Below are 23,197 nucleotides of genomic sequence, written 5' to 3'. Positions count from 1 at the left end.
AGGTCTCCGGTCAGGCGACGAAATAGCCGACGAGCTGGTAGCCCGTCAGAATGAAGCCGAGGGTCATGAGGACGACGTTGGCGAGATAGGCGTGTTTGAAAAAGCTCTCGCTGCGGCGCCAGAAACCCATGACGATGAGGATGGCGCCGAGCGCCAGAAGCTGGCCGATCTCCACGCCGATGTTGAAGGCGACGAGATTGACCAACAGGCCGTCGGGGGACAGCTGGAAGTCCTGCAGCTTGGTGGCCAGGCCGAAGCCGTGGAACAGGCCGAACACCAGGGTGGCGACCTTGGTGTTGGGCTGGAAGCCGAACCAGCGCTGGAAGGCGCCCAGGTTGTCGAGCGCCTTGTAGACGACCGACAGGCCGATGATCGCATCCACCAGGTAGCTGGAGACGCTGATGTTGGTCAGCACGCCGAGCAGCAGGGTCGTGGAGTGACCGATGGCGAACATGGTCACGTAGATGCTGATGTCTTTCAGCCGGTAGAGGAAGAAGATCACCCCGAACAGGAACAGCAGGTGGTCGTACCCGGTCACCATGTGCTTGGCGCCGAGATAGACGAACGGCCAGAAGACGATCCCGGAGGTTTCCTGGATATAGCCCTTGTCGCCCTCGGCCACGCCGTGGGCGAGCGCCTGGGCGGCGGCGCCGTCGATGATGAAGAAGATGAGGACGGCCAGAAGCGCCGTCGCTGGGGATTTCAGCCAGGACCAGGGGTCGTGGCGGGACGCGATTGTCATGTGAATCCTCTTGGGCGGAAATCGAGTGTGCGGGAGGAAGGGGGCGGCGCGGCCGAAGCCGCGCCGCCCGGACGCCCTCAGGGCCGGCGGCTGAAAGGCAGGAAGCGCCGGGGATCGAAGCGGGCCAGGCCGCCGGGTGCAGCGCCCGTGGTCCCGTCAGGCTTCGATCGCCCGTGCACCAGGCTGTAGAGGGCTGGCAGCACGAGCAGGGTGAGCAGGGTTGAGGAGATGATCCCCCCGATCACGACCGTGGCCAGCGGGCGCTGGACCTCGGCGCCGGCCCCGACGTTGAGCGCCATGGGCACGAAGCCGAGGCTGGCGACCAGGGCGGTCATCAGCACCGGCCGCAGCCGGGTCAGGGCGCCTTCGCGAAGGGCCTCGCCCAGGGGTTTGCCCTCGGCGATCAGGCTGCGGATGAAGGTGACCATGACCACCCCGTTCAGCACCGCCACCCCCGAGAGGGCGATGAAGCCGACGCCGGCGGAGATCGACAGCGGCAGGCCTCTGAGCATCAGGGCCGCGACCCCGCCGGTGAGCGCCAGGGGCACGCCGGAGAAGACGATGGCGCTGTCCTTGACCGAACGGAACAGGGCGAACAGCAGGCCGAAGATCAGCAGCAGCACCGCCGGCACCACCAGTTGGAGCCGTTTGGCCGCCGAGATCAGCTGTTCGAACGTACCGCCGTAGGTGACCCAGTAGCCGGCAGGGACGACCACGTCGGCTTCGATCCGCTTCTGCACCTCGCCGACGAAGGAGCCCAGATCGCGGTCGCGGACATTGGCTGTCACCACGATGCGGCGCTTGCCGTTTTCGCGGCTGATCTGGTTCGGCCCCTTGACGAGTTCGATCACGGCGACCTCGCTCAGGGGAATGAACCGGCGCGCCTGGCCCTCGGCGGCCGGCAGGGGAATCTGCAGGCGGCCGATGGCGTTGACGTCCGAGCGCAGGTCTTCCGGCAGGCGGACCACCACGTCGAAGCGACGGTCGCCCTCGAAGATCTGGCCCGCGGTCGTGCCGCCCATGGAGGTCGAGATGACCGACTGGACGTCGTCGAGGCTCAGGCCCAGGCGCGCCATGGCGGTGCGATCAGGCGTGATCTGCAGCACCGGCAGGCCGGTGATCTGCTCGGTCTGGGGATCGGCCGATCCCTCGACTGAAGCGACGACGGCCTCGACCTCGGCGCCCAGCCGCAGGAGTTCGTCCAGATCGTCGCCATAGATCTTGACGGCGACGTCGGCGCGAACGCCGGACAGCAGTTCGTTGAACCGCATCTGGATGGGCTGGGTGAACTCGTATTTGCTGCCGGGAATCTCGCTGACGGCGGCTTCCATCTCCGCGACCAGGTCCCCGCGCGACTTGCGGGGATCAGGCCAGTCCCTGCGGTCCTTCAGCATGATGAAAGTGTCGGCGACCGACGGCGGAACGGGATCGGTGGCGACTTCGGCGGTGCCGATCTTGGCCACGACCCGCTCGACCTCGGGGAATTTCGCCAGACGGGCCTCCAGCGCGGTCTGCATCTGGACGGCCTGGGTCAGGCTGGTGCCCGGAATGCGCAGGGCGTGCATGGCGATGTCGCCTTCGTCGAGATTGGGCACGAACTCCGAGCCCATTCTTGAAGCGCCGAAGCCGGCGATGACGACGAGGACTACGGCCAGCCCCACCATCAGCCTGCGGCTCCTGAGGGCGAAGTCGAGCGCGGGCTGATAGCCGATCCGCGCCCAGCGCATGAGGAAGCTGTCCTTCTCCTCCACCTTGCCCGTGACGAACATGGCGACGGCGGCGGGAACAAAGGTCAGGGACAGCAGCAGGGCCGCCGTCAGGGCGATGACCACGGTGATGGCCATCGGATGGAAGGTTTTGCCCTCGACCCCGGTCAGGGCGAAGATCGGCACATAGACGAGGGTGATGATCATCACCCCGAACAGGGAGGGGCGGATCACTTCGCTGGAGGCGGAGCCCGCCAGTTCGAACCTTTCCTCTCGGGTCAGGATGCGCCCCAGACGATGCTGGGCCTCACCAAAGCGACGCAGGCAGTTCTCGACGATGATGACGGCGCCGTCGACGATCAGGCCGAAGTCCAGCGCCCCCAGGCTCATCAGATTGCCCGAGGTGCCGGTGCGCACCATGCCCGTGATCGTCATCAGCATGGTGATGGGGATGACCGCCGCCGTGATCAGGGCGGCGCGGATGTTTCCGAGCAGGAGGAAGAGGACGACGATGACGAGCAGGGCGCCTTCGACCAGGTTCTTCTCGACGGTCTTGACGGCCCGCTCGACGAGGTCGGTCCGGTCATAGACCGGCGACGCCTTCACCCCCTTGGGCAGGGCCTTGGCGGCTTCCTCCAGGCTGGCCGCGGCGGCCTGGGCCACGACGCGGCTGTTCTCGCCCGCCAGCATCAGGACGGTGGCCAGCACCGTCTCCTTGCCGTTCTCGGTCGCGGCCCCCGTCCGTAGCTCCTCGCCCATGTCGACGTCCGCGACGTCGGCGACGCGGATCGGCACGCCGCCGCGCGTAGCGATGACCACGGCGCCGAGATCCTCGCGGCTGGTCGCCTGGCCCGGCACCCGGATCAGATACTGTTCGCCGTAGCGTTCGACATAGCCCGCGCCGACGTTGGCGTTGTTCTTCTCCAGCGCCTCGACGATCTCGGCCATGGTCACGCCATAGGCGGACAACCGCTCTGGTCGCGGGGTGACGTGGTACTGCCGCTCATAGCCGCCGATGGTGTTGACCTCGGTGACCCCACGGGTGTTGCGAAGCTGGGGCCGGATGACCCAATCCTGCAGGGTGCGCAGGTCCTCGGTCGAATAGGGCTGGCCGTCGGGCCTCCGGGTGCCGGGCTCGGCTTCGACCGTATACATGAAGATCTCGCCCAGCCCCGTGGCGATGGGACCCAGCTCCGGTGTGATCCCCGGCGGAAGCTGGCCGAGCGCGCCTTGCAGCCGTTCGTTCACCAGCTGGCGAGCGAAATAGATGTCGGTGCCGTCGTCGAAGATGACGGTCACCTGGCTCAGGCCGTAGCGCGAGACCGAGCGGGTGTATTGCAGTCCCGGCACGCCGGCGACGGCCGTCTCGACGGGGAAGGTGATGCGTTGTTCGGCTTCCAGCGGGGAATAGCCCGGCGCCTCCGTATTGATCTGGATCTGGACGTTGGTGATGTCGGGGGTGGCGTCGATCGGCAGGCGCTGGAAACTCCAGACGCCGACGACGCAGGCCGTGAGGACCAGCCCCATGACGAGCCATCGGAAGCGGATCGACAGGGCGATGATGCGATCAAGCATGATGCGCGCGCCCCCTAGTGGTCATGGCTCGCGCCGGACTTTTCGATGTCCGCGCGAATGAGGAAGGCGCCGTCGACGACATATTCGGTCCCGGGCTCCAGGCCGCCGAGGACCTCGGTCCATTCGTCGGTGCGGCGGCCCAGTTCGAGCATCCTCACCTCATAGGTGTTTCCGACCCTGGCGTAGACGACGGTGAAGTCACGGAAGGGCTGGAGGGCTTTGGTCCGCACCGCGAGCGGCGCCTCGCCTTCGCCGACCTGGACCGATCCCTGGACGCCCAGACCCGGACGCCAGACGCCGTTCTGATAGGGCAGCTCGACATGGGCGACCAGGGTCTGGCTCAGGACGTCATCCGACGGCAGGATGGCTTCGATCACGCCGCTGGCCCGGTGTTCGCCGGCCAGGCTCGTCACCTCCACCCTCTGGCCGACACGCACGCGTTCGGCGTCGCGCGGATAGAGGAAGAACTCGGCGTGAAGCCGGGTCGGATCGCCGATGACCAGCATGGGCGCGCCGTTGCCGGTGATGGCGCCGGGGTTGGCGTTCTTGGCCAGGATGACGCCGGAGATCGGCGCCGTGACGGCGTAGGTCTGCAGGCTTTCGCTGGATTCCACGCGCGCCAGGACCTGGCCGCGCGTGACGCGTTGGCCGAGCTGGACGTTCATGGCCACGACCCGACCGGGGTAGCGGGCGTGGACCTCGCTCTGGCCTTCCGGCGTGATCTCGACGCGCCCGCTGAGCGGCAGGCTTTCCCCGAGGACGGCGGGGCCGGCCGTCTGGGTCGTGACCCCGCCGGCCTGGGCGGCCGTCGGGGTGATGACCGTGCGGCCTTCATAGGACTGATAGGTCCAGGTCGAGCGCTTGGCGGCCTGGGTCGCGTTCACGGCCACGTCGAAGGAGTGGGGCTCGAACACGACGCCGGGGCTGGCGAGATAGTCCTTTTCCGGGGTGAACTGGAAACGGTCGACCTTGGGGCCCAGGCGGGTGAGCGCGATGTCGGCCGACACAAGGGCGGGATCGAGGGGCTTGTCCTTGAGGTAGGGGTAGAGGCGGAACAGGGGCTCGGGACCTTCCTCATAGATGGTGATCTCGAGCGAGAAGTCGCCGTCGCGCAGCAGGCGGCCGTTGTGGGGGCCGCGTTCATAGTCGGCGGCGGCGGCCGCTTCGGCCTCGCCGCCCTCGGCCGGCTTGGCGCGCTCGCCGCAGCTGGAGAGGGCCAGGGCGCAGGCGGCCATGGCCGCCCCGCCGAGAAGGCGGGCGGAGATGGAGCGGATCATGGTTGGATCTCCGGGCCGATCAGATCGGCATGGGCGCCGGTCAGCCGGTCAAGGCGGGCGCGATCAAGATGGAACGCCTGAAGCGCCGTCACGCGGCGCGCCCGGGTCTGCAACAGGGCCGTGTGGGCGCTCATGACGTCGTTGTAGGTGAAGCCGCCGCGCGCGAAGCCGTCCCGGACCAGGGTCACGGCGCGTTGCGCTTGCGGCAGGGTTTCCTCGGCGATGCGTCGGGCTTCGTTCGCCCGCGCCAGCAGTTGGACCTGCAGGCGGGCGATCTCGCGTTCGCGGTCGATGCGCAAGGCGTTCATGTCCGCCTGAGCGGCATGGCCTTCGGCGCGCGCGCGGTCGATGGCGCCCTGGTTTCGATCATAACGCTGCAGGGGGATCGATCCGCCGACGACGAGGGCGACCTCGCTGTCCCAGATGTGCCGGACGCCGACGCTGACCGTGGGGTCGGGAACAGCGCGCGCCTCCTCGACGCGGGCGCGGCCCTCGGCGATGGAACGCTGGGCCGCGAAGACGTCCAGATCGGCCTGGGCGGGCGCGCCCGCCGCGACGCGGGCGGCGCTGACGTCCTCGAACGCGGCGGCGCCGATGACGAAATCTGCGCCGCCGTCCCAGAACTTGGCCAGGGTGATGCGGGCCATGCGCACCGTGATCTCGGCCTGGTCGAAGTCGATCTGGGCCTGGGCCAGTTCGGCTTCGGCGCGGGCTCCGGCGAACAGCGGGTCACGCGCAGCTTTCACCCGGCGTTGCACTTCCGTCTGGAAGCGCTCGGCCAGGACGAGCCGTTCGCGGGCGATCTCCAGCTGGGCTTCGGCCGTCAGGACTTCGGACCAGTTGCGCTGGACCCGTTCAAGCCGGTCCAATTGGGCCACGCGGGCCTGGGCGGCGACGAGACCGGTTTCTCCGCGCGCCAGCGTCACCCGGGCGGAACGGTCTCCGCCTCTCTCCAGGCGCTGCTCATAGGAGAGGGTCGTCTCGGTTCGGCCGAGAATGTCTCCTCCGCCGAACGTGGGGAGGTTCTCGACCATCAGGCCGACGACAGGGTTCGGGCGAGCGTCAGCCTGCCGCACGCCGGCTTGCGCCGCCTCTGTGCGAGCGGCGGTTCCGGCCAGGGCGGGATCGGCCCCGACGGCGCGGCGTAGGGCCTCTTCCAGAGGAAGGGGGCGGGCAGGGGCGGTCGCGGGCGTCGCCTGGGCGAGCGCCTCGACGGGCGGCCAGGCCGCCGCGAGTGTGAGCGCGAGGGCCGAAACGGCCGCACGACGCGCCCACGATCCGGCGGGGCCGGACATGGGATGTCTCAAGGATAGTCTCCAGAACAGGGGCGCGCGCGGCCGAGCGGCCGCGCAGGATCAGGCGATCAGGCGCGCGTGTCTTGGAGGGCGTGAAGGGCCGTCGCCGGTGAGGCCGGGCGGCAGGGCGTGAGGCGAAGGCCCCAGGTCGACGGCGGCCATGAGGCCGGATCCGGCGGGATGCGCCGGGCTGGTCAAGGCGAGGTGGATATCGCCGCCGCCGTTGTGGTGATGATTATAGGGGGCGTCCTGGCCATTATCGGCGGCGTCGAGAGACGCGTCGCTTCCCGGCGTTTCACCGGCCTGGACCTGATCGGGGTGATGATCGTGGTCGTGGGCCACGTCCGCCATGGCCTCATAGGACACGCCGGGGAACTGTGTGCCGTGTTGGACGCGGTGCTGGTTGTTGAGCACCCCATGCATCTGCACCGCGACCATGATGGTCACGCCGAGATAGATGCAAAGGAGGCGGATCAGTCGCGGCAAGTTGAAAATTCCCAGATCAAATTCCGTTAGGGGAAAATCGTATCCCGCGCAACGGACTGATGGTCGCTGGGGCGGAGGGCGGCGCGGCCATCGTCACGCTTCGGCCCGTCGGCGGGCCATGGCCCGCCGACGAAGCCACATGATCAGGCCCGTGATCGACAGGATCACCGGGGAGACGCCGCCCAGGACGATGATGGTCTGCCAGATCAGGCCGGTGTCGCCGCCGTCGTGGATGTTGCGCATCCAGCGGGAGAGGGGATCACCACCGCCCGTCGGACCTTGGCCAGGCTTGATCTGGCCGGAGGCGTCGACGATCTGCAGGGTTGTGGGAGCTGGTTGTCCCGGCGGGGCGATCTGAATGCGCCAGGAGGGCTCATTTCCTATGATCGGCGCGCTGATGCTGATGATCCGGGCCCCCGCCGTCGAGGCTTGGGCGCTTCGGAGCACGGCGTCGATCTCAAGACTGGGATGGGGGATCGGCGGGGCGAAGCGGTCGCCCTGCGGCGCGGAGGATCCGGCTTCGGCTTGGTGGACCCCGAACAGGGCGCGGCTGGTCTGGGGGAAGGATATGTAGACACGGGTCAGGGACAGGACGGCCAGCGGCAGGCAGATCCAGAAACCGATCATGTGGTGCAGGTTGAACAGCATGGACGGACCGCGGCGCCAGCGCAGGGCCTTCAGCACGGCGCCGTTTCGCGGCCACCATAACCACAGGCCGGTGGCGCAACTGACGAACATGGCCCAGCCCAGCCCGCCGACGAACTTGGGGCCGACTTTCGGAATGAAGAGAGACCCGTGCAGTCGGTGCAGCCATTGGGGTAAGGCGCGAGAGACGTCGGCCAGACCGAGAACCTTGCCGGTTGGGGGATCAATCCAGACGTTGAGATTGCGCAGTCGGCCGCCGGATGCGTCTTCTTCCTTCAGCCGAGCCACCACCACGACCGGGTCTCCCGCCTTCTCCGGCAGGCGAAGCTGGGTGAAGTCGGCCTGGCCCTTGAAGGCGGTCTCGGCGGCCTGGACATAGATCGACGGCGCCTGCCTGACGTCCGGACCGCTGACCGCATAGCGTTCGGGGTGAGTGAGGCGCTCCAGCCCGTCTTTCCAGACCAGGATGGCGCCGGAGGTCGAGAGCGGAATGATGGCGATCAACAGCCCCACGCCGATCCAGAGATGGACGTCCAGCCAGAGGCGACGCAGTCGGCTGGAAAGGGATGCGGTCATGATGGGCTCACGATGGGGCGCTTTCGTCCTTAGCAGGCTGATTTTCAGTCGCAAGTCCGTCGCAACGGAATGGTCGACGGGCGGCCCGGAAGGAGGGCGAAGGTCGAGGCGTCTTGACGGGTCGTGATGTTATCTCATAACAGGTTGCGGCGCGGTCTTCGCCGTCCGAGGTTCCCCATGTCTGTATCGCTTTCCCCCGTCCGGTCGCCGCGTCTTCTCCTCCTGACGGCCGCCGCCTGGAGCTGCCTGGCCGGGGCCGCCGCCGCCCAGAGCCAGGCCCAGGCCCAGAAGGCGCCGGAGGAGGTCGTCGAGGTGGCGGACGTGATCGTCACGGCGGCGCCCTATGGCGTCAGCCACCGCGCCACCGTGATCGCCACCGACGTGCTGGACGAAGAGGCCCTGGCCGTTGCGCCGGCCTCGTCCCTGGGAGATCTTCTGGCCGGGCGGCCCGGCCTGCGGTCGACCAGCTTCGCGCCCGGCGCCAGTCGCCCGGTCATTCGCGGCCTGTCCGGTCCGCGGGTCCAGGTTCTGAGCAATGGCATCGGCCTGATCGACGCCAGTTCCATCTCGCCCGACCACGCCGTGGCGACGGATCCGGCCGAGGCCAGCCGGGTCGAGATCATCCGCGGGCCGGCGACCCTGGTCTATGGCGGCTCCGCCATCGGCGGGGTGGTCAACATCATCGACGACCGGGTTCCGACGGAACTGCCGGAAGGCGGCCTTTCGGGCGTGGTCTCCACCCAGGCCTCCAGCGTCGACGACGGACGCAGCCTCTTCGGCCGCGTCACCATCGGCGCGGGCCCCTTCGCCTTCAACATCGACGGCGTGCGGCGCAAGACCGACGACTATGACATCCCGTCGCCTGCGATCTCTCGCCGCCTGGCCGAAGCCGAAGGCGTCGAGCGCGGACCGGGCGGGACCCAGGCCAACAGCTATACCGATCTGACGACCTGGGGCGTCGGCGGCTCCTACATCGGCTCCAAGGGCTTCATCGGCGTCTCCTACAAGGACACGCAGAGCGAATACGGCACCGTCGCCGAACCCGATGTCTTCATAGACCTCGACCAGACGCGCGAGGACGTGCGCGGCGAATACCGGTTCGAGGCGGGGCCTTTCAAAGCGATCCGCGGCGCCTACGGCCATGCCGAATACACCCATACCGAGTTCGAAGGACCGGGCGAGCCGGGCACGGTGTTCAACTCGGACGGCCAGGAAGTGCGGATTGACCTGGTCCAGCGCGAACGGAACGGCTGGAACGGTGCGGTCGGCGTCCAGGGCCTGTCACGCACCTTCGAAGCGGTCGGCGCCGAGGCCTATATCCCCTCGGTCGATATCGAGGAGACGGGCGTCTACACCGTCCAGCGCCTTGACCGCGGCGGCCTCGGCTTCGAAGGCGGTCTGCGGTTCGATCGACGCACCCTGGCGGCCACGCCGCTGGGAACCGCGGATCAGGTGGAGCGCCGGTTTGACAACTGGTCGGCGTCCGGCGCGGTCTTCCTGCGCCCGGCTCCGGGCCTCTTCCTCGGCCTGAGCCTGGCGCGTAACGAGCGGGCGCCCAGCGAGGTCGAGCTGTTCGCGAACGGCCTGCACGTCGCCACGGCCGCCTATGAGGCCGGGGATGTCGACCTGGACTCCGAGAAGGTGACGACCCTGGAGGCCACGGCCCACTACGACAAGGGCCGCTTCAGCGGGGACCTCCACCTGTACGGATCCAAATACGACGGCTTCATCGACGAGCGGCCCACGGGCGAGAGTTTCGACGCCGAGGGCGAGCTCTTCCCGATCTATCAGTTCGTCCAGACCGGGGCGGACTTCTATGGTTTCGAGGCCGAAGGCGCCTACGCCCTGTGGGAGAGCGGCGCGCGCAAGCTGTCGCTGGAAGGCGCCGCCGACTACGTCAAGGCCGACACCGACCTGGGACCGGCGGCGCGGATCCCGCCCTATTCGGCGACCGCCCGCCTGGCGTGGACGTCAAAGCCGTTCGACGCCGCCGTCGAGGTGCGCCGGGTCGGCCTGCAGGACGAGGTGGCCGAGGGGGAAATGCCGACGGACGGCTATACCCTGCTGAATCTCTCGGGGGCCTGGAGGCCGTTGGCGGACCGCAATGTGACGGTCTTCGCCGAGGCCCGGAACCTGACCAACGAGGAGGCGCGCGAGCACGTCTCCTTCCTCAAGGACATCGCGCCCCTGCCGGGCCGTAATCTGCGCCTCGGCGTGGCCTACCGGTTCTAGGCCGAAGATGACGGCGACGGTGGAACAGGGGGCCGCAAGGCCAGGGATCGGCGGGCGCGCCGGAGGACGGACGGGCGACGCCCTGTCCATTCTCCTGTCCAGCCTGTGCCTGGTCCATTGCCTGGTCCTGTCCGTCGCCGCCGGCGCCCTGTCCCTGGCGGGCGCCTGGGTGCAGACGGCATGGGCGCACTGGGCCCTGGCCTTCGCCGCCGCAGCCCTGTCCGGCTGGACCCTGCTCCGGGAGCGGCGCGGCCTTTCCAGGATCGTGATCGGGCTGGCGACGCTCGGCGTGGTCCTGCTTTTTGCGGGCGCAACGGAAACGCCCTCGGCCGCCTGGGGGACGCTCGTCACCGTCTTCGGGGGACTGATCCTGATCGCCGCTCACGGACTCAACTGGCGACGTCGTTTCGCCTCGCCTTGCGGCGCCTGCTGAACGCCTCGACCCCTTCTGTCGATCCGGCTGATCCGGCGGCCTCAGGCGGGCAGGCTTGTCTCCTTGACGCCGGTGATCCTGAAGAAGGGGCCGATCAGCAAGAAGACCGCGCGCAACGCCACTTCGCCCGAAAGGCTGTTGTAGAGGCGGGCGAGTCTGGCCTTGGTGGGGGAAAAGCGTCTGATCTCATCTTCCGGGACGGGCGGGATGATGATCCTGGCTGCGAAGTTCGTGCAGCGTTTCAATATCCGGCGAGGCCCGATGCTGCTCATGAGACAGGTGGAGACATAGGATTTGCCGCTCCGCCAGGCGACATAGCGAGCCTGGTAGCGATGCGGCAGAAGGCCGACGCCCCACACCATCACATGGGGTTCCGGCGCCAGGCTGAAGCGGTTGGGCGTGCTCAGCGCCAGGCGTCCGCCCGGCCGGGTCACGCGGTCGATCTCGCGAAGATAGGCGTCGGGGCGATCGACATGCTCGATCACGTCGAGCGAGACGACGCCCGATAGGGCTCCGTCGGCCAGGGGCAGGGCCTCTCCAAGGCCGGCGGCCAGGATCGGCCTCCCTCCGTGCGCCAGAATCAGGCGCCTGGCCACAACCAGCCAGGTCATCGAGACGTCGACGCCAATGCCGGAGCCGGGCCGCTTCATGTCCGCAGCGGCCGCCAGGAGCATCCCCGGGCCGCAGCCCAGATCGAGCCAGACATCCTGGGAGGTGGCCTCGGCCAGCCAGCCCGAGATATCCCCATGGAGGCGTTCGGGCGCCGCCAGGACCTGACGCGTTCTCATCCCGATCAGGTCTTCATCCCACCCGGAACGGCGAGCGTAGACCGCGCGAACCAGATCCTCCAGCGGAAGGTCCAGGGCCGCGACCTCGCGAGCGGTCGCCAGGTCCTCTTCGAAATCGATCCAGCTTTCCCCCGGTACGCGCAGGTCGGGGATGCCGTCGACCTGGCCATAGGCATGGCCGCACCTCCTGCAATCGAGGGTCGCCTTGCTGCAGGCGAGCGCTCCATGGCAACGCGGGCATCGCCAGATGGACGTCTGGCCGGCCGGGACGCGCGAGAGGATAGGGCTCAGAGCCTCTGCGGAGGTCGCAGATGACCGCACGTCGTTCCTGGAATTCGGGGGCGAATGCATGGCCCGGCTCCTTTGCCGGTCGCCTTTCCGGCAGCGCGCGGCCACTGAGGACTTGCGGCGACCTCCCTGGAAGTCGCCGCATCCTCCACATAAGCGCGGTGAACGCCGATTTGTTGCCGGTCAGCCGATGACGATAGGCATGCGCTTCGTTTGGCTCGGCGGGGATGGCTTCGGCCGTAGGCTGCGGTGACGCCTCAGCGGCATTCCACGGTCAGATGCCCGAGTTCATGAACCGGCCTGAGCCGGGCGCGAACCGTGTCGCCGTCGACGCCGCCGGTCACGCTGACGATGGCGGCATGGGCCTCTGGACCGATGCGCCAGACGTGCAGATCGGTGATGCGGACGTCGCCCGGTCCCTCGACGCATTCGCGCACTTCGGCCTCGATGTGGCGGTCGGTCGTATCGAGCAGAACGGCCGCCGTGTCGCGCATCAGGCTCCATGACCAGCGGGCGATGACAATGGCGCCGACGATCCCCATCACGGGGTCGAGCCATACCCAGCCCAGGTAGCGCCCGGCGACCAGGGCGATGATCGCCAGAACCGACGTCAGGGCGTCAGCCAGGACATGGAAATAGGCTGAGCGCAGATTGTTGTCGCGATGTCCGCCTTCATGAGGCTGACCCTCCCGGGCACCATGATGGTCGTGATCCTCATGGTGATGGTGGCCATGACCATGACCATGATGGCCATGGTGATGACCGCCGCCCGCCAGCAGCAGGGCGCTCGCCAGATTGACCCCCAGGCCGAGGATGGCGACCAGGGCGGCCTGTCCGAAGGCGACGGAGCGGGGGTCGAGCAGCCGGGCGACGGACTCGCCGGCGATGCCCAGCGCCACGATGCCGAGGACCAGCGCCGAGGCGAAACCGGCCAGATCGCCGACCTTGCCGGTCCCGAAACTGAACCGCCGGTTGGCGGAATGACGTTTGGCGTAGGCGTAGGCGGCCGCCGCCACGGCCAGGGCGCCCGCATGGGTGGCCATGTGGAAGCCGTCGGCCAGCAGGGCCATCGAGCCGTAGATCACGCCGGCGATGATTTCGCCGACCATCATCACTGCGGTCAGGCCGACGACCCACAGGGTTCGACGCGCGTTCTCGTCATGGGCGCGGCTCAGGAAGTGGTGGTCGTGGGTCAGGTGTTCGGTATCGAACAGGGTCATGGGCGTGGACTACCTGGAATAGCGGCGGATGATGGCGATCAGTTCTTCAGCGCCGTTCTGACGTTCGGCGTCGCTCAGTTCGGGGTGGGCGACGTGATGGCGCAGGTGGTCCTCGATCAGCTCTTCCAGCAGCCCGCCCATGGCGCCGCGTGCCGCGGCGACCTGTTGAAGGACTTGCGAACAGTCGGTGTCGCTTTCGATGGCCCGTTCGATCGCGCCCAGTTGACCGGCGATCCGCCGCACGCGGGCGACGAGCTTCTTCTTGTTGGTTGATGTGTGCGCCATAGAATACCCCTGTATAGTATCTTGAGGGGCCGTGCCTAGCGCTGGAGTGCGCGTCCGAAAGAATGTCGGCGGGCCTCCTGGCTCCCATCGAGGGGGAGGTGCGGTCGCGCTGCGGTCTTCTCAAAATGGGCGAATATCGGCGCATTCTGAAGGGCGGAGCACCGGACACGGGACTGTTCTAGTGCGACAGCAGCCAGGACAGGTGGGCGTCGTCCTGAAGGCCGCTGGTCATTCCGCCCCATAGGCGTTGCGCCAAGGGCCCGCGGCCAAAGGCCCCCGTGACGATCAGGTCGGCGCCAAAGGCGGCGGGCTTCGGCGAGAAGGTCTGCGGCGACCGCTGTTCCTGCTGTCGCCGGGACGTGGCTGACTGCGGCCGCCACAGCATGCCGCTCGAGATGCCGGGCGACGTCTGCAAGTCGATCCTGTTCGACCTCGTCGCCGACGCCGACCACGGTCACGGCCCGGGCGCGCCGGAGCAAGGGCAGGGCGTCATGAAGGGCGCGTCTGGCCTGGGGGGCGTCTTTCCAGCCGATGACCGCATTGGCGAGACTGAGGTCCGCGTCCTTGCGTCCAAGACGCAGGACGGGGCCGCCGCCGTGGATGGCGAGTTCGCCGGCGTGAGGAAGCGCACAGTCGATCGGCGGGGGCGACGAGGTGACGAGCAGGTCTGCGGCGAGCAGGTGATGGCGCAGCAGGGGGGCCGGCTCCGCCATGCCGGAAAGCCATGCGGGGGCGTTCGAGCCGGAGCCAAACACCTGTAGAAAGGCCTCGTGGGCGCCCGCGAGGGCGGCGTCCATTCTTCGCGTGTCTTCTAGGACTGACAGGGGCGAACTCGCCACGGCCGTCCTCAGTGCTGACCTCCGGGGCCAGGCGAAACACAGGGCCGTCAGCCGAGCGTCGAACTTCGCGGCCAGATCGCGCGCCTGTTCCAGGGTCTGGACGAGATCGTCCCTCGGCGTCGCATCGACGATGATGTCACGGTAGGTCATGGCCGTTCTCCGTGCTGCGCCCCTATGTCAGGCGTCTCGGGTCGTCAGTTTTCACGCGCCGCAGCTAGGTCGGCGAGGATGGGGCAATCCGGCCGCTCATCGCCTGCGCAACAACGCGCCAGGGTCTCCAGGGTGTCAGCCATGGCCTGCATTTCGGCGATGCGGGCATGAAGGCCGGCGAGGCGCTGCTCGGCGACGGCCCTGACCTCCCGGCTGGGCCGCGTCCGGTCGCGCCACAGGGAGAGCAGGATTACGATGTCTTCGATTGAAAAACCGAGCGTGCGGGCGCGGCGGATGAACCGGAGCTCGTTGATGTCGCGATCGCCGAAGGCGCGATAGTTGCTCCGGTGCGCTCCGCCGGCCGGATCAGTCCTGTGGATTCGTAGTAGCGGATCATCTTGGCGGACACGCCCGTGGCGCGAGAGGCTTGGCCGATATTCACGCTGAAACTCCTGTGGCGCGGGACTTCATGGTCGGAAGACCCGTTCTGGCTTCGGGTTGGGAAGGTCTCCGGTCATCGCAGTCATGACCCGGGCGCCCATGACCTGGTGGTCGCGGCGATCGCCCGGGACTTCATTTTCCAGCCTGCTGCACGGCGGCGCACGCCGCCTGAATCCTGGCCGGACTGTCGATGCAGCAGCGATCATCCGCCACCATCCATGTTGCGCCGCTCATCTGGTCTTCGGCGGCGTTCCGATTGGTTCAGAAGCAAGGCTTGTTTCCGACTGCATCATCGGTCTTGATAGACCATCCAGCATACGCTTCCGGCGCGTCTTGAACCATTCAGGACTCTCGGCCGGTCGGGCGCTGACAGGAGTGACGCCATGCCGACGGCCCACGACCCTCACCAGAGCCATGCCCACCAAGGCTCTCCGCATGAAGGCGAAAAGGCGATTGATCCGGTCTGCGGCATGGCCGTGGATCGAGCTTCCGCTCAGCATCGCGCAGAACACGAAGGCCACGACTACGTCTTCTGTTCAGCGGGTTGTCGGACGAAATTCGTCGCGAACCCGGGGCAATACCTCGGCGAAAAGCCCGAGGCGAAGCCCGCGCCGCCCGGGACGATCTACACCTGCCCCATGCATCCCGAGGTGCGTCAGGTGGGACCAGGCGCCTGTCCGATCTGCGGCATGGCGCTGGAGCCCGAGACGGTCACCGCCGAGGCTACGCCCAATCAAGAACTGAAGGACTTCACGCGCAGGCTCTGGGTCGGCGCCGTCCTGACCCTGCCGGTCGTCGCGCTGGAGATGGGCGGTCACCTGACCGGGCTCGCGGACCGGGTTTCGGGCCAGACATCGAACTGGATCCAGTTCGTGCTGGCGACGCCTGTGGTCCTGTGGGCCGGCTGGCCATTCTTCGAGCGGGGATGGAAGTCTATCCTGAACCGGCGTCTCAACATGTTCACCCTGATCGCCATCGGCGTCGGCGCAGCCTGGATCTACAGCGTCGCCGCCGTGCTGGCGCCGGGGCTGTTTCCCTCGGCCATGCTGCGCATGGACGGCAGCGCGCCCGTCTATTTCGAAGCGGCGGCGGTGATCACCGTGCTCGTCCTGGTCGGCCAGGTCCTGGAGTTGCGCGCGCGAGAACAGACCTCCGGCGCGATCCGGGCCTTGCTCGACCTGACGCCGAAGACGGCCCGTCGTGTTCGCGACGACGGCGCCGACGAGGATGTGACGCTTGACCTCGTGGCGGTCGGGGATCGGCTGCGCGTTCGACCGGGCGAAAAAATCCCGGTCGACGGCGAGATCCTCGAAGGGCGCGTGGCCATCGACGAATCCCTCGTGACCGGGGAATCCATGCCGGTGACCAAGGAGGCCGGGGCCAGGGTCATCGCCGGTTCGTTGAACAAGACGGGCTCCTTCCTCATGCGCGCGGACAAGGTCGGCGCCGACACCCTTCTGGCCCAGATCGTCCAGATGGTGGCCCAGGCCCAGCGCAGCCGCGCGCCCATCCAGCGCCTGGCCGACCTGGTGTCCAGCTGGTTCGTGCCGGCCGTCATCGGCATCGCCGTGGTCGCCGCCGCGGTCTGGGGCGTGATCGGACCCGACCCGCGCCTGTCCTACGCCCTGGTCGCATCGGTGACGGTTCTCATCATCGCCTGTCCCTGTGCGCTGGGCCTCGCCACGCCGATCTCGATCATGGTGGGGGTGGGGCGTGGCGCGCGCGCCGGCGTCCTCATCAAGAACGCCGAGGCGCTGGAGCGGTTCGAGAAGGTGGACACCCTGGTGCTCGACAAGACCGGCACCCTGACCGAGGGACGACCGTCGGTCACGGCGATCCGACCGGCCGAGGGCTTTGACGAAGTCGAGCTTCTTCGCCTGTCCGCCAGCCTGGAGCGGGGCAGCGAACACCCCCTGGCCGACGCCGTCGTGCGCGCCGCCGCCGATCGCGGCCTGACGCTTTCCGAGGCTGCGGAGTTCGACAGCCCGGTCGGGCGCGGCGTCACCGGCCTGGTCGACCGCCGTCGTCTGTTCCTGGGCAATGCCCGCTTCCTGAGGGAGGCCGGGATCGATGTCGCCCCCCTCGAGGCGGCGGCAGAGGTTTTGCGGGAGGAGGGCGCTACGGCCATCTTCGTGGCCATTGACGGCGCTGTGGCCGGCGTTCTCGGCATCGCCGATCCGGTGAAGGCCACGACCGCCGACGCCATCCGCGACCTGAAGGCCGCTGGCCTTAGGCTGGTGATGATGACAGGCGACAATCGCACGACGGCTGAAGCCGTGGCGCGGAGGTTGGGCATCGACGATGTCCGGGCCGAGGTGCTGCCGCAGGACAAGGCTTCCGTCGTCCAGCAGCTCAGGGCCGAGGGGCGCGTCGTCGCCATGGCCGGAGACGGCGTCAATGATGCGCCGGCCCTGGCCGCCGCCGACGTCGGCGTCGCCATGGGCGCCGGTTCAGACGTGGCCATCGAGAGCGCGGGCGTCACCCTGCTGGGCGGCGATCTCCAGGGCATCGTCCGGGCGCGGCATCTGTCCCGGGCCGTCATGGGCAACATCCGTCAGAATCTGGTGTTCGCCTTCGGCTACAACACCCTGGGGATCCCTGTGGCGGCCGGCGTCCTCTATCCGGTTTTCGGCCTGATGCTGTCGCCGGCGCTGGCGGCCCTCGCCATGGCGCTGTCCTCGGTCAGCGTCATCGCCAATGCGCTGCGTCTGCGGGCGGTCAGGCTTTAGGGGGCAGCCGGCGAAAGCGCCGGGCGCCGCCGGTCTTGAGGGGAAGACCGCAGGCTTGCGTATCTATGAGAGAGGGGCGTTTCCTCAAGGAGAAACACGTGAACCGTTTCAAGATCGCAACCCTGGCCGGCGCGGCCGCCGCGCTGTCCCTGTTCGCGGGCCAGGCCGACGCCCACGCCCGCCTTGTCAGCGCCACGCCGGCGACCGGCGCCACGGTGTCGGCGCCGCGCACCATCAGCCTCACCTTCAGCGAGCGCATGGCTCCGGCCTTCTCGGGATTTGACCTCGCCAACGCCCAGGGAACCGTCATTCCGGTTCAGGCCCGGGTCTCCAAGGACGGCAAGACCCTCAGCGGGGCGCCTCGAACCGCTCTGGCGGCCGGCGCCTATACGGTCAACTGGCGCGTGGCCTCGCCCGACGGTCACCGCATGACGGGCTCCACGACCTTTATCGTGCGCTGAGCCATGCTGGAGTTCGCGGTCGTCCTTCTGAGGCTGGCCCAGTATGTGGGCGCCATGCTCCTGCTGGGCGTGCCCCTGTTCTTCGCCTTCAGGATGCCCACGTCGGACGCGGCCGTCGAAAGATGGCCGCGAAAGACGCTGCTGATTGCAGCGGCGGTGACCGCGGCGGCCTCGCTTGCGGCTCTGGTCCTGCAGACGGCCGTCATGGCGGGGTCGATGGCGGAGGCGCTGAAACCGGCGTCTCTGGCCTATATGGCGTTCGACATGGAGATCGGTCGCGCCTTTGTGGCGAGAGCGCTGGTCGCAGCCCTGGCCGGCGTGCTGCTTCTAGTTCTCCGACCTGGCCGGGCGACCTGGATCGACCTCACGGTTCTGGGTCTGATGGTTTGCGCCAGTCTGGCCTGGACCGGCCACGGCGCCGCAACCGAGGGCGTCCCGGGCTTCGTTCATCTCGGGGCGGACATCATTCACGCGGCTGCTGCAGCCATGTGGCTGGGCGCGCTCGCCGCCTTGGGCCTGTTCCTGGCCATTCCTCATGGAGATCCGGAGCGGGATCGACTGACCCACGACGCTCTGCACGGCTTCGCCGGCATGGGCACGCTAGCGGTCGGCCTCCTGGTCGCGACGGGTCTGGTGAACACCTGGTTCCTGGTCGGTCCCGATCGGCTGGGCGCCTTGCTGACGACGCCCTATGGCCTTCTGCTGAGCGCGAAACTGACGGTCTTCGTGGGCATGCTGGCCCTGGCCGCGTCAAATCGCTTTGTCCTGACGCCCTGTCTTCATCGTTCTCTGGAGGATGAGAGCCAGAAGCCGTCGGCGATCAGGGCCCTGCGACGCAGTCTCTTGCTGGAGACGGCCCTGGCGGTTCTCCTTCTGGGGCTGGTGGCGGTGATGGGGACGCTCGCGCCGCCCGCCGCCATGATGATGATGTGAGGCCATGGCGTTCGACGCGGCCAGCGTCGCTTCGGACGCCCCGGTGCGATGAAGCCCTCCCTTGCGTCGTCAGCGCGGGGGAGGGTCTTTCCTAGCCGAGCCTGACCCGGGTCTCGTTCAGGAAGGCGTAGTCCAGCAGGTAGAGGTTCTTGGGCGCCGGGCCCTTCCGGATGCGGCCGGCTGTGTCGTAGTGGGAGCCGTGGCACGGGCAGAACCAGCCGCCGTAGTCGCCCGTTCCGAAGGTCGGAATACACCCCAGATGGGTGCAGACGCCGATCAGGATCAGCCATTCGGCCTTTCCCGGTTTGTGGCGGCTGGCGTCCGTGGCCGGGTCGCGCAGGGGCGCGTCGTCGTCGGCGACCGCCTCGGCGATTTCCTTGGGGGTGCGGTGGCGGATGAAGACCGGCTTTCCGCGCCATTTGACCACGATCTGCTGGCCGAGCTGGACCTTGCCGTAGTCGACCTCGACCGACGAGAGGGCCAGGGTGTCGGCCGCCGGGTTCATGGAGTTGATCAGGGGCCAGAGGGCCATGCCCACGGGTCCGACGGCCATGGCGCCTGCGGCGACGTGGATGAAGTCCCGACGGTCGGGATCGGCGATGGAGGTCGGGGATTCCGTCTTGTCTGGCGAGGGCATTCGAGTTCCTCTCGAAATGGATCCTTCGCAGGCCCCTGACGGGCGTCTCGACCAGCGGCCGAACCCATCCTTCAAGAGCGCGACGGATCTGATCCTTCGGGGTCAACGTCGGGCTGGCCGAGGCTGTTCCCAGCCCCGCTCTGAAGGCGAGGCTGGGAACAGGGATGCGCCAGTCTGGGGCGCGGTTTGGACGTCGTCAGGACGCCGGTCGCGGGGCCCGGGTCGAGGAGTGATAGCTGACGATGCGCCATTCGCCGTCACGCAGTCTCAGGACGCTCGTGGCGACGCCGCGACGTTCAACCGGAGCCCGGCCGGCCGTCTTGAACGCGATCCGGAAACGATAGGTCTCGGTCGCATAGGCGATGTCGCCGACGACCGTCGCCTTCGTCACGTGATCCTGAAAGGTGAAGCTGGAGAATTCCTCGAGTTCCGGAGCGAGGTGGTGGGACAGGTACTGGGAGATGGATCCCTCGACCCCGCCCTGCTCGAAGACCTGGGCGTCCGGCCAGAAGAAGGTTTCTGCACGCGAAGCGCTGAGCGCCTCGAGCGCGCCGCGGTATCCGTCCAGCACGGCGACGGCCTTGGCCTCAGCCGTTGACTGCGCCAGCGCGGGCGTCGATTGCGCCAGCGCGGGCGCCGCGATCATCGCCGGAGCGGCGAGGGCGGCGACGGCGATGATCATGGATCTATAGGTCAAAGGGATTCTCCTTGGTCGCTTTGAACGAAACGTCCCGGCTCGGGCCGGGGCGTGGGGTGACGTCGGGCGAGAAGCCGACGAAGGATGCGCCGACCGGGCCGCTCCACGGCCACATGGACGAAGGCCGCGACGGCGAGCGATAGGGCCAGGAGCAGGGCGAGCTCCCAGAGGCCCATCCGGTAGTCGGAGGGCAGGCCGAGGAGCTTCTCAGCCAGGTTTCGCCAGACCATCAGAACCGGGATGTGGACCATGTAGAGGGCGAAGGAGGCTTCGCCCGCGAACAGCCAGGCCGGGGCGGACAGGAAGGTCCGGGCGCCGGACTTGGCGAGCAGGGCGAGCGCCAGGAGAAAGGGACCCGCAAGCAGGACGATGAGGCGATCGTCGAGCGGATATTGCATGGCAAACAGGAGCAGGCCTGTGGAGCCCGCCGCCAGGGCGAGGGAGGCTCTCGGCGAAACCCGAAACCCCTGGCCGAGATAGTAGAGGCCGATCCCGTAGAGGAATTCCGGCAGGATGCGCAGGATGCCCATGCTGCCCTCGGCGCGGGGCAGGACGGGGCCGAAGACGGCCCGGTAGACCGCGTCCAGAACGACAAACAGGAGGACGGCCAGGCCGATGATGAGCCAGGGACGGCGTCTCAGCCTCAGCGCGATCCAGGCGTAGGCTGGAAAGATCAGATAGGCGAACCATTCGGCCGAGAGGGACCAGGAGGGGCCGTTCCACTCAGCGTCCTGATAGGGAAACCAGGCCTGGACAAGAAAGAGCGTCATCAGGAAGTGGGGGAGGTTGAAGCGTCCCGCCTCCAGGGCGACCCCGACGAGGCCCGCTCCCGCCACCAGGATCAGCATCGCCAGAAGGATGAACAGGTGGGCCGGGTAGATGCGCGCGAACCGCGCGACGATGAAACGCCGGAAATCGGGTGCGGCGTCGCCCTGCAGATAGACGTGGGTCAGGATGAAGCCCGAGAGGATGAAGAAGACGTCGACGCCCAGGCGCGCGCGATTCAACAGGCCCGAGGCCTCGGGCGGGAGGGTCCAGGTCAACTGGTAGTGGAACAGGACCACGCCGAGCGCCAGGAAGAACCGGACGCTGGTCAGCGGGGCGATGGCGTCCGGAAACGGATGCTTTCCAGATGAGGGAATGAGCGCCGCCATCGGTCAGAGCGCGCGTGACGAGATGAATAGAGAGGCGGCCATGAACCCGCCGATGACGGCCGTATCCAGTCTTTCAATGACCATGCTTTCGCCCCTCCCGGCGAAGACCCGCTATAATTCTCCTACGCACGGTCTGGCTTGCGCCCCTCAAAATGCGCCACAGTGAGGCAGCGGCTCGATCCCGAGGTGAGGGATGAGCGCAGGGTCATGCGTATCCCCAGTAAGAACGTCGAAAGGCACCGATCATGGATGATCTCGGAATTTGGCTCGCGCGCTCCGCGCCCGGCGACGGCGTGTCGCTCGATCGGCTCGAGGAGGACGTCTGGAGCCGCGTGAAGGCGATCCAGGCCCAGCGGGCGACCGAACGGATTCGCCTGGCCGCAGTGGCCCTGGCTCTGGTGATCGGGGTCGCCAACGGCGGTCTCGGGGCGACATTCGCGCGGCCGAGCGTCTCGGAGATGGCGATCTTCTCGGTGGCGGCGACATCGCCCCTGGTGCGGCTGGAAGCGGGTTGATGGCGATCGCCTGGAAATCCATCGCCGTGACGGTCGCGCTGGCTGCGGCGGCGAGCGGCGTGGGCGCATGGGCCGGCGCCAGCTGGGTGCTCAACAAGCAGGCCCCGCCCTCCCTGCACGCGATCGTCCACGAGGATCTTGATCTGTCGCCGCAGCAGCTGGCCAAGATCGAGGGGATCGAAACCCGGTTCGCCGGGCAGCGCGTGCAGATGGAAGGTCGCGTCCAGGCGGCCAATCGCGAGTTGGCCGAAGCCATCAGGGTCAGCAACGGCGACAGCAGGACGGTCCAGCCGGCCGTGGATCATTTCCACGACGCCATGGGGGCCCTGCAGCAGGCGACCATCGCCCATATCTTCGAGATGCGGACGGTGATGAACGAGGCTCAGGCTCAACGCTTCGACCGGAGCGTTGTCAAGGCGCTCACCGCCGACACGCAATAGCATCCGTGCCGGACCGCCAAGCCCTGCAGACGAAAGCGGCCCACGGCGACGTCGTGGCGTTCGAAACCCTCGTGGGAGAAACCAAGACGGGTCTCTATCGGTTCGTCCGCCGCTACGTCGGCGACGCCGATGAAACCTATGATCTGGTGCAGGAAGCCTATGCCGCGGCCTGGCTGGCCATCCGCCGCTATGATCCGGAACGATCCTTCGAGGCCTGGCTGCGGACCATCGCCATCAACAAATGCCGGGACTGGAGCCGTCGCCGCAACATCCGCCGGTTGTTCATGGGCGGCGCCGATCTCCAGTCCTCGGAGGCCCTGGCCGTGGCGGACGAGGTGGCCGGCACGGAGGACCGCTATGAAGCCGCCGAGCAGGCGCAGCGTCTGCATGCCGCAATCGCCACATTGCCGCCGAAGCTGAAAGAGCCGCTGTTGCTGACGGCCATTGAGGAGCGGTCCCATGGCGAAGCCGCCGAAATCCTCGGGCTGTCGGTCAAGGCGGTCGAGATGCGGGTGGCGCGGGCGCGCCAGAAGCTGTCGCAGCTGCTGCGCCTCGAAACCTGATAGGCCTATCCCTTCGGAACCCAAGAGGCGTCACGGATTTTGCTGCATCAGGCTTCCGAGGGAAGGGAGGTCCCGCGTGCGTATCCCTTT

General features: G+C 67.8%; 21 protein-coding genes and 1 pseudogene. 9 read left to right on the top strand and 13 right to left on the bottom strand.

Translation table 11 applies throughout. The features are described from left to right. Nucleotides 1-10 precede the first annotated feature (10 nt). From RTY13_RS06005 to RTY13_RS05980, 6 genes are all read right to left on the bottom strand, one after another. A complete protein-coding gene (locus tag RTY13_RS06005) occupies nt 11-742 on the bottom strand; it encodes a HupE/UreJ family protein (protein WP_003164980.1) in 732 nt (243 codons plus the stop codon). A gap of 77 nt (nt 743-819) precedes the next feature. Further along, entirely contained in the window at nt 820-4,023 is a 3,204-nt protein-coding gene (locus tag RTY13_RS06000) for an efflux RND transporter permease subunit (protein ID WP_178826551.1), read from the bottom strand. A 14-nt stretch (nt 4,024-4,037) separates the two neighbouring features. Continuing rightward, nucleotides 4,038-5,300, bottom strand: a complete 1,263-nt coding sequence (locus RTY13_RS05995) for an efflux RND transporter periplasmic adaptor subunit (protein ID WP_046652901.1) — start codon at nt 5,298-5,300, stop codon at nt 4,038-4,040. Beyond that, nucleotides 5,297-6,595 (bottom strand): TolC family protein, encoded by a 1,299-nt coding sequence (locus RTY13_RS05990; protein ID WP_046652900.1) that lies wholly within the window; start codon nt 6,593-6,595, stop codon nt 5,297-5,299. Before RTY13_RS05990 ends, RTY13_RS05995 begins: the two co-directional genes overlap by 4 nt. 60 nt (nt 6,596-6,655) lie before the next feature. Continuing rightward, entirely contained in the window at nt 6,656-7,081 is a 426-nt protein-coding gene (locus tag RTY13_RS05985) for a hypothetical protein (RefSeq protein ID WP_207826193.1), read from the bottom strand. A 93-nt stretch (nt 7,082-7,174) separates the two neighbouring features. Further along, nucleotides 7,175-8,302, bottom strand: a complete 1,128-nt coding sequence (locus RTY13_RS05980; protein WP_207826195.1) for a PepSY domain-containing protein — start codon at nt 8,300-8,302, stop codon at nt 7,175-7,177. Between the two features lie 177 nt (nt 8,303-8,479). On the opposite strand from RTY13_RS05980, the gene RTY13_RS05975 reads away from it, so the two are divergent. Next, nucleotides 8,480-10,534 carry a TonB-dependent receptor gene (locus tag RTY13_RS05975; protein ID WP_207826196.1) on the top strand — a complete coding sequence of 685 codons (2,055 nt, stop codon included), beginning with the start codon at nt 8,480-8,482 and terminating at the stop codon, nt 10,532-10,534. Nucleotides 10,535-10,541: 7 nt separating this feature from the next. Beyond that, on the top strand, nt 10,542-10,967 hold the full coding sequence (locus RTY13_RS05970) for a MerC family mercury resistance protein (protein ID WP_207826197.1): 426 nt from the start codon (nt 10,542-10,544) through the stop codon (nt 10,965-10,967). A gap of 41 nt (nt 10,968-11,008) precedes the next feature. On the opposite strand, the gene RTY13_RS05965 is transcribed toward RTY13_RS05970, so the two are convergent. The 3 genes from RTY13_RS05965 to RTY13_RS05955 all read right to left on the bottom strand — a co-directional run bounded on the left by RTY13_RS05965 (nt 11,009) and on the right by RTY13_RS05955 (nt 13,548). Further along, a complete protein-coding gene (locus RTY13_RS05965; RefSeq protein WP_207826198.1) occupies nt 11,009-12,106 on the bottom strand; it encodes a methyltransferase domain-containing protein in 1,098 nt (365 codons plus the stop codon). 194 nt (nt 12,107-12,300) lie between these two features. Continuing rightward, nucleotides 12,301-13,263, bottom strand: coding sequence for a CDF family Co(II)/Ni(II) efflux transporter DmeF (dmeF, locus tag RTY13_RS05960; RefSeq protein ID WP_207826207.1), 963 nt, complete (start codon nt 13,261-13,263; stop codon nt 12,301-12,303). A 9-nt stretch (nt 13,264-13,272) separates the two neighbouring features. After that, nucleotides 13,273-13,548 carry a metal/formaldehyde-sensitive transcriptional repressor gene (locus RTY13_RS05955; RefSeq protein ID WP_178828414.1) on the bottom strand — a complete coding sequence of 92 codons (276 nt, stop codon included), beginning with the start codon at nt 13,546-13,548 and terminating at the stop codon, nt 13,273-13,275. A gap of 278 nt (nt 13,549-13,826) precedes the next feature. On the opposite strand from RTY13_RS05955, the gene RTY13_RS05950 reads away from it, so the two are divergent. After that, nucleotides 13,827-14,309, top strand: coding sequence for a hypothetical protein (locus tag RTY13_RS05950; RefSeq protein WP_312781896.1), 483 nt, complete (start codon nt 13,827-13,829; stop codon nt 14,307-14,309). A gap of 272 nt (nt 14,310-14,581) precedes the next feature. Here RTY13_RS05950 and cueR read toward each other — a convergent pair. Beyond that, nucleotides 14,582-14,979, bottom strand: a pseudogene (cueR, locus tag RTY13_RS05945) (Cu(I)-responsive transcriptional regulator). 382 nt (nt 14,980-15,361) lie between these two features. Here cueR and RTY13_RS05940 point away from each other — a divergent pair. The 3 genes from RTY13_RS05940 (at nt 15,362) to copD (ending at nt 19,101) form a co-directional block, all read left to right on the top strand. Beyond that, complete coding sequence (locus RTY13_RS05940; RefSeq protein ID WP_178828412.1) at nt 15,362-17,707, top strand: heavy metal translocating P-type ATPase; 2,346 nt, start codon at nt 15,362-15,364, stop codon at nt 17,705-17,707. 98 nt (nt 17,708-17,805) lie between these two features. Continuing rightward, nucleotides 17,806-18,168 carry a copper homeostasis periplasmic binding protein CopC gene (gene copC, locus RTY13_RS05935; RefSeq protein ID WP_370523723.1) on the top strand — a complete coding sequence of 121 codons (363 nt, stop codon included), beginning with the start codon at nt 17,806-17,808 and terminating at the stop codon, nt 18,166-18,168. A 3-nt stretch (nt 18,169-18,171) separates the two neighbouring features. Then, nucleotides 18,172-19,101: a copper homeostasis membrane protein CopD gene (copD, locus tag RTY13_RS05930; protein WP_178828408.1), complete on the top strand. Its 930-nt coding sequence runs from the start codon at nt 18,172-18,174 to the stop codon at nt 19,099-19,101. 91 nt (nt 19,102-19,192) lie between these two features. On the opposite strand, the gene petA is transcribed toward copD, so the two are convergent. The 3 genes from petA to RTY13_RS05915 all read right to left on the bottom strand — a co-directional run bounded on the left by petA (nt 19,193) and on the right by RTY13_RS05915 (nt 21,589). Then, the gene (petA, locus tag RTY13_RS05925; protein WP_207826212.1) at nt 19,193-19,738 is read right to left on the bottom strand and encodes a ubiquinol-cytochrome c reductase iron-sulfur subunit; all 546 of its coding nucleotides are present in this window, start codon (nt 19,736-19,738) and stop codon (nt 19,193-19,195) included. A 196-nt stretch (nt 19,739-19,934) separates the two neighbouring features. Continuing rightward, nucleotides 19,935-20,420: a nuclear transport factor 2 family protein gene (locus RTY13_RS05920; protein ID WP_178828432.1), complete on the bottom strand. Its 486-nt coding sequence runs from the start codon at nt 20,418-20,420 to the stop codon at nt 19,935-19,937. 11 nt (nt 20,421-20,431) lie between these two features. Then, complete coding sequence (locus tag RTY13_RS05915) at nt 20,432-21,589, bottom strand: acyltransferase (RefSeq protein WP_178828406.1); 1,158 nt, start codon at nt 21,587-21,589, stop codon at nt 20,432-20,434. A gap of 245 nt (nt 21,590-21,834) precedes the next feature. On the opposite strand from RTY13_RS05915, the gene RTY13_RS05910 reads away from it, so the two are divergent. From RTY13_RS05910 to RTY13_RS05900, 3 genes are read left to right on the top strand one after another with little or no spacing between them, the layout of a single operon-like run. Further along, nucleotides 21,835-22,104: a hypothetical protein gene (locus RTY13_RS05910; RefSeq protein WP_003169542.1), complete on the top strand. Its 270-nt coding sequence runs from the start codon at nt 21,835-21,837 to the stop codon at nt 22,102-22,104. Then, nucleotides 22,104-22,544, top strand: coding sequence for a periplasmic heavy metal sensor (locus RTY13_RS05905; RefSeq protein ID WP_178828404.1), 441 nt, complete (start codon nt 22,104-22,106; stop codon nt 22,542-22,544). The genes RTY13_RS05910 and RTY13_RS05905 overlap by 1 nt, the downstream gene beginning before the upstream one ends. A gap of 5 nt (nt 22,545-22,549) precedes the next feature. After that, a complete protein-coding gene (locus RTY13_RS05900; protein ID WP_003169544.1) occupies nt 22,550-23,107 on the top strand; it encodes an RNA polymerase sigma factor in 558 nt (185 codons plus the stop codon). The last annotated feature ends 90 nt before the right edge of the window (nt 23,108-23,197 follow it).

This window comes from Brevundimonas sp., from assembly GCF_032055285.1.
Classification (GTDB): domain Bacteria; phylum Pseudomonadota; class Alphaproteobacteria; order Caulobacterales; family Caulobacteraceae; genus Brevundimonas.
The sequence above is the reverse complement of the archived record's forward strand: the minus strand, read 5'-3'. Positions and strand labels throughout refer to the sequence as shown.